At 41.4% G+C, this 11,179-nt stretch carries 11 protein-coding genes; 7 read left to right on the forward strand and 4 right to left on the reverse strand.

Annotated elements, in window-relative coordinates; translation table 11 throughout:
- Positions 1–101: 101 nt before the first annotated feature.
- Together Q0779_RS23275 and Q0779_RS23280 are read left to right on the forward strand one after the other, a co-directional pair.
- Positions 102–836, forward strand: a complete 735-nt coding sequence (locus Q0779_RS23275) for a hypothetical protein (RefSeq protein WP_298776593.1) — start codon at positions 102–104, stop codon at positions 834–836.
- Positions 837–1,322: 486 nt separating this feature from the next.
- The gene (locus Q0779_RS23280) at positions 1,323–1,505 is read left to right on the forward strand and encodes a hypothetical protein (protein WP_298776595.1); all 183 of its coding nucleotides are present in this window, start codon (positions 1,323–1,325) and stop codon (positions 1,503–1,505) included.
- A 173-nt stretch (positions 1,506–1,678) separates the two neighbouring features.
- Here the strand turns inward: Q0779_RS23280 and Q0779_RS23285 are convergent, their stop codons facing one another.
- The 4 genes from Q0779_RS23285 to Q0779_RS23300 all read right to left on the reverse strand — a co-directional run bounded on the left by Q0779_RS23285 (position 1,679) and on the right by Q0779_RS23300 (position 5,315).
- On the reverse strand, positions 1,679–2,569 hold the full coding sequence (locus tag Q0779_RS23285) for an ABC transporter ATP-binding protein (RefSeq protein WP_298776597.1): 891 nt from the start codon (positions 2,567–2,569) through the stop codon (positions 1,679–1,681).
- Positions 2,566–3,396, reverse strand: coding sequence for an ABC transporter permease subunit (locus tag Q0779_RS23290; RefSeq protein ID WP_298776599.1), 831 nt, complete (start codon positions 3,394–3,396; stop codon positions 2,566–2,568). The genes Q0779_RS23285 and Q0779_RS23290 overlap by 4 nt, the downstream gene beginning before the upstream one ends.
- A 166-nt stretch (positions 3,397–3,562) precedes the next feature.
- Positions 3,563–4,243 (reverse strand): YceH family protein, encoded by a 681-nt coding sequence (locus tag Q0779_RS23295; protein ID WP_298776602.1) that lies wholly within the window; start codon positions 4,241–4,243, stop codon positions 3,563–3,565.
- Positions 4,244–4,478: 235 nt separating this feature from the next.
- Positions 4,479–5,315 carry a S1-like domain-containing RNA-binding protein gene (locus Q0779_RS23300; protein WP_298776605.1) on the reverse strand — a complete coding sequence of 279 codons (837 nt, stop codon included), beginning with the start codon at positions 5,313–5,315 and terminating at the stop codon, positions 4,479–4,481.
- A gap of 357 nt (positions 5,316–5,672) precedes the next feature.
- Between Q0779_RS23300 and speA the strand changes: the two genes are divergently transcribed.
- From speA to Q0779_RS23325, 5 genes are all read left to right on the forward strand, one after another.
- Positions 5,673–7,586, forward strand: coding sequence for a biosynthetic arginine decarboxylase (gene speA, locus Q0779_RS23305; RefSeq protein ID WP_298776608.1), 1,914 nt, complete (start codon positions 5,673–5,675; stop codon positions 7,584–7,586).
- Between the two features lie 131 nt (positions 7,587–7,717).
- Positions 7,718–8,662 carry an adenosylmethionine decarboxylase gene (locus Q0779_RS23310; protein WP_298776610.1) on the forward strand — a complete coding sequence of 315 codons (945 nt, stop codon included), beginning with the start codon at positions 7,718–7,720 and terminating at the stop codon, positions 8,660–8,662.
- A gap of 95 nt (positions 8,663–8,757) precedes the next feature.
- Positions 8,758–9,693 (forward strand): agmatinase, encoded by a 936-nt coding sequence (gene speB / locus Q0779_RS23315; RefSeq protein ID WP_298776612.1) that lies wholly within the window; start codon positions 8,758–8,760, stop codon positions 9,691–9,693.
- Between the two features lie 127 nt (positions 9,694–9,820).
- Positions 9,821–10,459: a pyridoxamine 5'-phosphate oxidase gene (gene pdxH / locus Q0779_RS23320; RefSeq protein ID WP_298776614.1), complete on the forward strand. Its 639-nt coding sequence runs from the start codon at positions 9,821–9,823 to the stop codon at positions 10,457–10,459.
- A 21-nt stretch (positions 10,460–10,480) separates the two neighbouring features.
- The gene (locus tag Q0779_RS23325; protein ID WP_298776616.1) at positions 10,481–11,065 is read left to right on the forward strand and encodes a YceI family protein; all 585 of its coding nucleotides are present in this window, start codon (positions 10,481–10,483) and stop codon (positions 11,063–11,065) included.
- Positions 11,066–11,179: the final 114 nt, after the last annotated feature.

Below are 11,179 nucleotides of genomic sequence, written 5' to 3' on the forward strand. Positions count from 1 at the left end.
AGAGCCGGATGCGGTAGTTCCGCACGTCCGGATCTGTGTGGGGTCGGGTCAGTAATGGCCCGCTCTACCACCATTGCTTCTCTCATATAAAGGAATAAAGGTTGGAGGAAATTACAACAATCTTGCCGTTAGTGAGGCTAATCAGTGTAATTGTTGTCACGATTGGCGTGAGCATTGCAGTGTTGACTTTTTTCACTAACCGCAAAGATAAAGCTAAAGAATTAAAAGAGAAAAAATCAGTATTTTACATAGAGCGTTGTGAAGTCGCACTAAATGAGGTTTGGAACAATATCAATAAACCTCAGCTAGATGAACTTGGAAATTATACAATTGTTGAACTGTTGTCCGACTACCAAGAGCTGAAAGAACAAGTGACGATTGAAGAGCACAAACATGCGTTGAATTTAACTGAGTCTCGTTATCGTAACTTAATACATAATGTCATATCCCAAGCAAATATAAATTACGTAATCGGTATTGATGTTCCCTCTGAGAGCAATGATTTTGATGTCACTTATGAAAAGCTAAGATCAGTAGCTGAATCTTCTCTGTCTGATTTTCCAATTATTAAGGGGTCAAATTACTTCTATGGGCATTTAATGTTCATAAATGGGGCTAATACCGAGTTTTTTGAGTCAATTGCTAGTTTTATCAGTGATAAAGATAAGGACACGATTGTTTGTTCGTATAAGGCTAACCACAGGGCTTTAAAATCATTGCGTCGGAAATACCCTGTATTTATTGCTGCATATAGCTTTCTTGTTAGTGTAGAACAAGAGAGAGAGCTTCAAGAGCTTGTGAAACCTGTATCAACAATGTTTAAAAAAAAAGCATAACAATAGCCCATGGCATCAATAGTTAATTTTAAGCTTTTGGCGCTTCCCATAAAATACTACCTCTTAACATTAGCCCTTAAATAACAACCATCTTTTTTATCTGGGTTTTAGTTTCTGATAACTAAGTGCAGCTTTCTTTGGTTTTTTTGAGGGGAATAAATACTATAAGTTGATTTGAAAATACGGGGTCTTTTGCTTTTAAGTGTGTTTAATACAGCTACCTATATTCTATTATCTACCCAAAGCTGATTAAAGATAAAAGCGGTCAAGCCAGTGTAGGTATTTAAGTTGATGATTTTTTTAGTAAATAATATCTAACAAGAATTTGTAACGATAATAAAGATAAAAATAGAGCTAGTTTTAAGCAATGATTTGATGAATTTTTATAACAAACCTGTACCTATACCAACTAAATGTTCATAAAATATTTACATTAACAATAGATAAATTATAATTAATCTTCGTTGTGTTAAGAGGAAGCAAACCATGAAGTACTTAGCGATTATCCCATTAATTTTAGTGCTATTCAGTACATCGAGTATGGCTGTGCAAACTGAAAAAATAGTGAATACTCAACAACCATTATTGATACAAAATCAAGGTGATTTAATCATCAATTCTACTACTCAATATACAAAAGGACCATGTCCGGCACCTCTGAGCTGCTGAGTTGAAGGTTTCTCGCCACAATATAGTCTTGTTGGCGTAATATATGAGTCGTTATACCCAAAAATCAAACCGTACAGTAAAGCTCATTTAACCTAACTGCACGTTAGATTATGAAATATCATCAGTCTTCATTTGAGTGAAATGACTGATGATATTTCATGGCGATGTCAATGCTAAGAGAATAGTTTTTCTTCTAAGCGGCGGCCTTTTAGCAGGGACTTATATTGCCAGTTTTGCTCTGCAAATAAGGTGAATAAGGCGATTTCGATATTGGCTTTATCATGTTGAATGATAAATTCATTATCTTGTTTTTGCTCGACGGTATTCACCCCTTCTAAAGCCGAAATGGCACTGATAAGTTTATCGCTCTGACATTGACTCATAGTGAGCGTGAGGTAATTTTGCTGCTGGCTATCACTCATTGAGACGGACTGACTGAGCTTGCCATTATCTAAGTAGAGCACGTGATCGCAGAGCTTTTCTAACTCATCAAGATTGTGTGAGCTGATCAAAAACGTGGTTTTGTCTGATTGTGATTTGACTAAATGGCGAATGACTTTGGCATTGGCGGGATCCAGCCCTGCTGTCGGCTCATCAAGCAATACTAGCTCGGGATCGCCAATTAAGGCTTGGGCAATGGAGACCCGCTTGCTCATGCCATGACTTAAGGCGGTGGGTTTTTGATTGATACTGTCTTCTAGCCCCACTAAATCTAGCACGCGTAACGCTTCTTGCTCGGCATCGACTTTAGAAAAGCCTTGTAGCTGAGCAAATAAACTCAGTTGGATAATAATGGTTAGATTTGGATCTAGGCTGGCATCTTGAGGTAAAGAGGACACTTTACCCAGTAAAGCTGGACTTCCCGGCGCATGTCCTAATAGATTGAGCTCGCCACTGCTTGGCTGAATATAACCGCACAGTAAGCTAAAGAGTGTGGTTTTTCCCGCACCATTAGGGCCAACAAGGGCGATGGGGTGACCCGCCTTTAGCTCTAAACTGACCTGATTGAGGGCACATTGACTGGCATAATGCTTGGTGAGGTTGTGGCACTGAATAAGGCTCATATTGCACTCCGTTTCATATATTGGCGACCCAGAGTCAATAATACTAGGGTTTGTAAAATCGGCATGGGCGCATAAACAAAGCTGCCTATGCCGTGGGTGTTGATCATCTGTGAAATTTGCGCACCTGGTAGCACCCATTGAAGGGCGGCGATAATACTGGGATGATCGCTAAAAAAGCTGCTGACAATAAATAAGAGTGCCCATAGCAGTATGGCATAAATGGTCGCTTGCTTTGATGAGTTGGCATACAGGGATAATATGCCCATTAAGGCGGTGTAAGGCATTAATACAATAATGATATTGATACTGGCAAATAACCCAGAGCTTAAGGCGGGTAAAAATAAACTGGCATCACGACTCACGCTGAGTAAAATGGTTGCCGCCACTGTGATGAGCAGCAAAATGGATTGGATCAGCAAGCTTCCTAAAAAACGCCCAAAGTAGAGGCTGTCGCGGCTGGTTCTCAGGGTCAAAAAGCGAAAACCGCCACGGCTTTTATCTGAGGCAAATTGATCCGCTGCAACGGAAATACTAAATAGGGGAAAAATGAATAATGCGATGACCCAAAAAATGGCCATTTCGGCCACTTTCCAACTAAAAAGTTGATTTAACGAGCTTTCGCCAAATAAATTAATGAGTAATTGCCTGACATTGGGATCGAGTAAATAATCCGATGCATCTCTAATGGGGTAAAGTAAAATGAGTAGCCACACTAACGCAAAAGCGGCAATGGCGATGAGACCTCGTGTATTGAAGAGGATTTTCTTGACTTCAAATAAGGCGATAATGGCAGTGTTTTGTATCTGACTGGGGGTGGCATTATTCAAGATGAGACTCTCTTTTTGTTCAGGGATAACAACATTATTCAACCTTTTATGTTAAATCAATGAGCTGTGTTCATTCAGGCAAAGTGCGTTAAGCAAGGTGATCCGCGAAAAGTCTTTAGACAAAAGTGCTTAGACCAGAGCTCTTAGCGCACAGTTCACTTTAAGGTTAATCCAGTAAATCGGCCAGCGCTGTCTTTAATCTGTCGACTTCTTGTTCCAATACGCTCACGCGGTCGCGTAATTGCATGTATTCATCGCTATTTTCATTGCAGCAATCCTTATTTGTGTTGGTATTGGATTGACTCGATTGCACTTCGCTTTCTGTAATGTGCTCAGACGCGCTGGAGCTTGGCGTGAAACATTCATCGAAGCGGGCTTCACGTTTACCGGGCTCTTTTACTAATTGGATAACCAATGCAGGGCTGTGTTGGGCCAGCTGGTTTAATGCTTGCTCGACCTCGTTGACATCGGCAAAGGCATGTAAACGATTGCTGCGGGTTCTGAGCTCTCCTGGGGTTTGCGGACCGCGAAGCAGTAATAAACAAATAATGGCCACTTGTGCTGAACTGAATTGCAGATCGCTAAATTCAGTATTACAAAAGCGGTGTTTATACTTGACCACTCGGCTGCCAAAGCCTGACTGCTCAGAAATGAGGCGTTTCTTATTGAGGCTATCAATGCCTGCTTGGGTTTCTGTTTCAGTAAGAGAAAGCACTGGGGAGCGGCTGGATTTTTGATTGCAGCCTAAGGTGAGCGAATTTAGCGATAGCGGGTACTGCTCAGGTGTGGTGATTTCTTTTTCTAGCAGTACACCAATAATTCTTGCTTCCAGTGGCGTGAGTTCCATATATCGCTCCTTTCAATCATCATCGTTGAGATGTTATAGCAGAGCAGCCAATGAAATCCTAGCAAGAATTGTCAAGAAGCCTTGTTGTGGTGTTTTTGTGTGCTAAGGTCGTGCCATTGCTCGATAAGAGGCAATTTTTGTGTAAATTGGTAATAAAGGTGGGTGGATCGTTAAAGTAAAGTGATGATCTGCATTACTGTTACTTAGTGGCGTAATACAGATCATTAGCTAAGTTTTATTGACTGACAAGTCTGATGCCATCGGTGTCTATGGTGATCTCTTGCTGTTTGTACAATGAGCCGATGCTTTTCTTAAAGGCTTTTTTACTCATGGCTAATTGCGCATAAATGTCTTCGGCTTGGGTCTTATCAGTCAATGGCAAAAAGCCGCCAGCTTGTTTTAATTTAAATAAAATCGTCGTGGCATGTTTATCTAACTCGACTTTTGCGCCTTTTTGCAAAATCAGATCGATTTTTCCATCGCTGCGAACATGCTTTACAAAACCTTTGAGTTTTTGGCCAAACTTGAGCGGTTGAAAGACTTCATTCTTGTAAATCACGCCCCAGTGAGCGTGATTGACGATGGCTTTATAACCCAAATCGGTTGTGCCGCCGATGATCAAATCCACTTCTTGTCCTTTACCATAACGTGGCTCAGTCAAGTCAAGAAACTTATCGACTTTGGATGAGGCAACAATACGTTCATCAACGGCGCTTTGATAAACATGGACTAAATAAGAGCGTTCAGCTTCGATTTCTTTGTGTTGCTCGCCAAAAGGCAGCAATAAATCTTTTTCTAATCCCCAATCTAGAAAGGCCCCAAATTGACCAATTTCAACGGCTTTTAAGTAGGCAAATTGGCCGACTTGAGCTTTGGCGCGCTTGGTGGTTGCGATGATCATATCTTTAGAGTCTAGATAAAGAAACACTGTCACCTTATCGCCTACTTCACAATTTTTGGGGGTGACTTTTCGAGGAAGTAAAACCTGACCCAGTTCTTGTGCATTTAAATAGACGCCGAAATCGACTTTTTTCACGACTTCAAGGGTACAGGTTTGACCTATTTGGATCATGGTATTCTCAACTCTAAAAAAGGAATATAAAAAGATGCGGGTATAGCAGTCAGATTATAAGGAAAAGTAAGCAGTAAGTCTTGTTTTAAGCTTGCTTTATTTGACTTTGCGAGGTTTAATTGCGTTTTTTAGAAAGCATAATACACTCACAGAAGGCTTAAAGCTCTGTGAGTCGGGTTTTTTATCAAATCATTTATTATTTTATTGTCCTTTCACCGATCACCCTGTTTAAGTCTAAGGTGAATAGTGAGTATTGAATAACGTCTCTTGGGTTGATGACCGTTGAGAAAAAAAGCCAGTTATCTGTCTGTGTAGAGAGAGCTGAATTGAAGTCGGTAATAGTCAGGTTAGAAAAATATGAACAATTGGTCCATAGATGATGCGCGTTCGCTATACAACGTTAATTATTGGAGTCAAAGCTTTTACGGGATAAGCGAGACGGGTGAAGTCACTGTGTCGCCAGACTTGGCTCGTCCCGAGTGTAAAATTGGCCTAAATGCACTGACTCAAAATTTAGTCAAAGCCGGTGTGGCTCTGCCTGTTTTAGTGCGCTTTCCACAGATTTTACATCATAGAGTCCATAGTCTGTGCCAAGCCTTTAATCAAGCGATACAAAAATATCAATATGATGCTGATTATTTATTGGTTTATCCGATTAAAGTGAACCAACAACAAGCGGTTGTTGAGGAAATTCTTGCCAGTCAAAAAAGCAAAGAAGTGCCACAATTGGGCTTAGAAGCGGGCAGTAAACCTGAGTTGATGGCGGTATTGGCCATGGCGCAAAAAGTCAGCTCAGTGATTATCTGTAATGGCTATAAAGACAAAGAATATATCCGTTTGGCCTTGATTGGCGAAAAGCTCGGTCATCAAGTGTATATTGTGCTTGAGAAAATGTCAGAGCTTAGAATGGTTCTGGAAGAGGCGAGAGATTTAGGCGTGACACCGCGTTTGGGGTTGCGGGTGCGTTTAGCTTTTCAAGGCAAGGGCAAGTGGCAAGCCAGTGGAGGAGAAAAGTCGAAATTTGGTTTATCGGCGGCCCAAGTGTTGACAGTGATTAATGAGCTGAAAACACAGGACATGCTACCTTCATTGCAGTTGTTGCATTTTCATTTAGGCTCACAGATCGCCAATATTCGTGATATCCGCCAAGGTGTGGGGGAAGCTGGGCGCTTTTATTGTGAGCTGATGAAGTTGGGCGCCCAGGTGAAGTGTTTTGATGTGGGTGGTGGATTGGCCGTTGATTATGATGGTACGCGCAGTCAAAGTGCGAACTCGATGAATTATGGCTTAACCGAGTATGCGAATAATATTGTCAGTGTGCTGACGGATATCTGTAACGAGTATGAACAGCCCATGCCACGGATAATCTCTGAATCAGGGCGTTATTTAACGGCGCATCATGCGGTACTTATTACCGATGTTATCGGCACGGAAACCTATCAGCCAGAGGTTATTGAACCACCACATCCTGATTCGCCGCAATTACTGCACAATATGTGGGAGTCTTGGACTGAGGTGAGCGGTAAAGCGGATCAACGGGCTTTAATTGAAATTTTTCATGATTGCCAGAGTGATTTAACGGAAGTGCATTCTTTGTTTTCATTGGGGCAAATTGGCTTAATTGAGCGGGCTTGGGCTGAACAAGTTAACTTAAGAGTGTGCCATGAGTTGCGTGATAATATGAGTACCAAGTATCGTTTTCATCGGCCCATTATTGATGAGCTCAATGAAAAGCTTGCCGATAAGTTTTTTGTGAATTTCTCTTTGTTTCAGTCCTTACCTGATGCTTGGGGGATCGATCAAGTCTTTCCTATTTTGCCTTTAAGCGGGCTAGATAAAGTACCAGAAAGACGGGCTGTGATGCTGGATATTACTTGTGACTCAGATGGCACAGTGGATCAATTTGTGGATGGACAAGGTATTGAAACCACTTTGCCCGTTCCCACATGGAGTGCTCAAAGCCCCTATTTTATGGGCTTTTTCTTAGTTGGGGCCTACCAGGAAATCTTGGGCGATATGCACAATTTATTTGGTGATACGCATTCTACTGTGGTGCGTTTAGATGAAGCGGGACAAGTGGATATTGAATCGGTTCTGGCAGGAGACACAGTGGCGGATGTGTTAAAATATGTGAATCTTGATCCCTTATCGTTTATGCAAACTTATGAAGACTTAGTGCATCAGCATATTGATGAGGCTGAGCGAGTGGATATTTTAAAAGAATTGCAGCTTGGGCTTGAAGGTTACACTTATTTGGAAGACTTTTCTTAACCCAGAACGTCTCATCCCTATGCCGGTTTTCAATGCCGATGGAAATGGAACCTCAAAAGAGAGGATAGTATAAATAACGCCTCTCTTTTGGGGTTTTGTATTAACGCTAATTGGAGTGAATAAGCGGCAGTATGTTTTTTGAAGGAGTCGAAAAAAAAATATGGGTCAGGGTGTCAGGTGAGTCTATCTCACTGCGACAACTTGACGCCGATTTTTGGGCGCACTTAGTCTCTTTTTCAGGGGCGAGCATATTGTCTAGTATCAGTAGCCCTCAATGTGATGCTTATTTGCTCAGTGAGTCGAGCTTGTTTGTCTGGGATAACACTTTTTTAATGTTAACCTGCGGCGACAGCACTTTAGTTGACAGTTTGATGCACTTTATCACGCAAGTGGATAAGGGGGCAGTGGCTATAGTGCGTTACTTTCGGCGTAATGAGTTTATGCCTGCTTTACAGCGGCAACATTTTTTTGATGATGTGAAACTGATTGAGTCAAAAGTGATTGGTCGTGCCCATCGTATTGGTCATTTAGATGGTCATCACCAATATGTCTTTAATGCCGATGTAGATACCTTGGTTCATGGTGAGAAGCTGAAGATTCCTTTAGCGGGCTGTGAGCTATTGATGTACCATATTCAAGGTGAGTTTGCGGCGTATTTACGCAGTGATAGGGTTAACCGTGAAGGCATTCGCGAGCGGTTAGCGCTAGCGACGTTTTTTCCTCAATTTACTTTGGATGATCATTGTTTTTCACCTTACGGTTATTCAATCAATGGCGTGCGTGAAGCATATTATTTTACTATTCACATTACGCCGCAAGCGCAAAGCTCGTATGTGAGTCTTGAAACCAATATCGATGATCCTAGCCAATACTCGGCTTTGGTCGTGCATTTTTTATCGTTATTTTTACCCAAAAAATGGGATGTACAAACCTTGAATACAGCTTTTGCATTGCCATCAAATCAAGGGGCATTTTGTTTATTGAAAAGTCAATTATCACTGTCAAACACAGAAAAGCTATTTTTTTATCAATATCAACTCAATAATACTGAGGTCTTGCCTCCCTACGCGCTATAATAGGGCTGAATTTGTCTTAGCATCGACATTGATTGATGCATCACAGCATGAGTTGATTTTTTACGCACTCTGTTGCGTGCTATTTTGGAGAAGTTATGAGCACCATTGCTGATAAAGCGGATTATTCTTTGTATTCGAATGCATTTGGTTACTTACGGCAACCTTTAGATTTTAATCCCATTGCCAGTGAGGCTGATGTGGTTGTGTTGGGGTTGCCTTTTGACATGGCGACAACGGGACGTTCGGGTGGGCGTATGGGGCCTGGGGCTATTCGTCAAGCATCAGTGAATTTAGCTTGGGAAGAAAAGCGTTGGCCTTGGGATTTTCATTTGTGCAAGCATATCAATATTGTTGATGCGGGTGATTTAGTTTACGACTGTGGTGATGCTGAAGACTTTACGGCGAGAGTGGAGCAGTTTGCCTCAAAAATTGTCGACTCTGACAAGGCCTTATTGAGTTTCGGAGGGGATCATTTTGTGACTTTACCTCTGCTGAGAGCACATTTTAAGAAACATGGCAAAATGGCATTATTGCATTTTGACGCGCATACGGATACTTACAGTCAAGGCAGCCGCTATGATCATGGCACTATGTTTTATCATGCGCCTAAAGAGGGCATTATCGATGCCAAGCATTCAGTGCAGATAGGGATCCGTACCGAATACGATAAGCAAACTCATGCCTTTAATGTGATTGATGCGGCGAGCGCGAATGATCTGAGTGTGGATGACATTGTTTCTCAGGTTAAAGCGTGTGTTGGCGATCGTCCCTTATATATAACCTTTGATATTGATTGTTTAGATCCGGCTTTTGCACCAGGTACCGGAACGCCTGTTTGTGGCGGGTTGAGCAGCGATAAAGCCCTTAAGATTATTCGCAGTTTAAAAGACATGAATATTGTGGGCATGGATGTGGTTGAAGTGGCACCAAGCTATGACAGCAGTGATATTACGGCTTTAGCGGGAGCAACATTAGGCTTGGAAATGCTTCATGTTTGGGCGCTGAGCAACGGTAAAGTTCTTGAGAAGTAATATCGTTATTGTGTGACATCAAAGTATGGGCCGACAATGATTGTTACTTATTACAATAGCGTGATTCAATTAATATACTTGTTTAGGTACAGACTCTTTTTTCAATAAATTTTTAAGGGTTAGCTTAATGACAGACATTAGTGATATTAGACGTGAATATACCCTCAGTGGTGACGTTCATGAAGATATGCCTAGCGATCCTATGGCATTATTTACCCATTGGCTGGAAGTGGTTAAGGATTCCAATATAGCAGATCCCACCGCTATGTCGGTCGCCACGGTAGACGAAACGGGTCAACCGTTTCAGCGTATTGTTTTGCTAAAACGCTATGATGAACAAGGATTTGTTTTTTTTACTAATTTGGGCAGCCGTAAGGCAAAACAGATTGCAGGTAATGGTAAAGTGAGTTTATTATTTCCTTGGCAATCCATTGATAAACAAGTGGCAATAACAGGTATTGCTGAGCCCTTGTCAAAAAAAGAAGTATTCAGTTATTTTGTCAGTCGCCCAAAAGACAGCCAAATTGCGGCTTGGGTATCAAAGCAGTCCAGCCCTATTAGTGCTCGAGATGTACTGGAAAGTAAATTTAGTGAGCTAAAAGCCAAATTTGCCAAAGGAGAAGTCCCCTTACCCAGTTTTTGGGGAGGCTATCGTGTTAGGCCTTTAAGTATCGAATTCTGGCAAGGTGGGGAACATAGACTTCACGACCGTTTTTTATACACTCATGTCGAAGGGAAATGGGATAAAACCCGTCTCGCCCCTTAACGTTATAAAATGGAGCAGGAAATGAAACAAAGTTTGAAAATGACTTTAGCCGCCTTATTACTACCTTTAGGTTTTAGTGTTAATGCGGCAACTTGGACGGTGAATAATGAAGAGTCTAATGTCAGTTATGTATCGATTAAACAAGATCAAATAGCAGAGGTGAATCATTTTACGCAAGTGAATGGCCAATTAAATGATAAAGGACAGTTTACGTTATCCATTCCTTTATCCAGTGTGTCAACCGGTGTTGCTATTCGTGATGAACGAATGAAGTCGGTTTTTTTTGAGGTAGATAGATACCCAAGATTGACATTGAATGCCAACATTGATCCTAAAGTGATCAAAGATCTGCAAGTGGGTGAAGTGGCTAACATGGAAGTCGAGGCAAACCTTGAGCTTCATGGTGAAAATCAAAGATTATTACTTGAAGTGAGTGTTGCAAAATTATCTAAAAGTAGTTTATTTGTTGCCAGTACTCAACCTGTGATCATTAATGCAGGGCAGTTTAAATTGGTTGCGGGTGTGAATAAATTGCGAGATCTTGCAGGGTTAAAGCAGATAAGCTATGCCGTACCTGTGTCTTTTGTATTAAGTTTGCAGCAGTAATCCACATTTTTGTGTGTATACCCGTGATACTTGAAGGTGCAGGATTCAGCTGGAATGAAAAGCCTTTTAGACAAGGCTTTGAACAGCGTGCCTAGTGATTCTAAGCTGGTGTTC

It is taken from the genome of uncultured Shewanella sp. (assembly GCF_947491715.1).
Taxonomy (GTDB): Bacteria; Pseudomonadota; Gammaproteobacteria; order Enterobacterales; family Shewanellaceae; genus Shewanella.

What these genes read in the sequence shown, in the direction of transcription:
- speB (WP_298776612.1), top strand. Translation starts at nt 8,758, where the DNA reads ATGAGCACCATTGCTGATAAAGCGGATTATTCTTTGTATTCGAATGCA.
- pdxH (WP_298776614.1), top strand. Translation starts at nt 9,821, where the DNA reads ATGACAGACATTAGTGATATTAGACGTGAATATACCCTCAGTGGTGAC.
- Q0779_RS23295 (WP_298776602.1), bottom strand. Translation starts at nt 4,243, where the DNA reads ATGGAACTCACGCCACTGGAAGCAAGAATTATTGGTGTACTGCTAGAA.
- Q0779_RS23325 (WP_298776616.1), top strand. Translation starts at nt 10,481, where the DNA reads ATGAAACAAAGTTTGAAAATGACTTTAGCCGCCTTATTACTACCTTTA.
- speA (WP_298776608.1), top strand. Translation starts at nt 5,673, where the DNA reads ATGAACAATTGGTCCATAGATGATGCGCGTTCGCTATACAACGTTAAT.
- Q0779_RS23300 (WP_298776605.1), bottom strand. Translation starts at nt 5,315, where the DNA reads ATGATCCAAATAGGTCAAACCTGTACCCTTGAAGTCGTGAAAAAAGTC.
- Q0779_RS23310 (WP_298776610.1), top strand. Translation starts at nt 7,718, where the DNA reads ATGTTTTTTGAAGGAGTCGAAAAAAAAATATGGGTCAGGGTGTCAGGT.
- Q0779_RS23285 (WP_298776597.1), bottom strand. Translation starts at nt 2,569, where the DNA reads ATGAGCCTTATTCAGTGCCACAACCTCACCAAGCATTATGCCAGTCAA.
- Q0779_RS23280 (WP_298776595.1), top strand. Translation starts at nt 1,323, where the DNA reads ATGAAGTACTTAGCGATTATCCCATTAATTTTAGTGCTATTCAGTACA.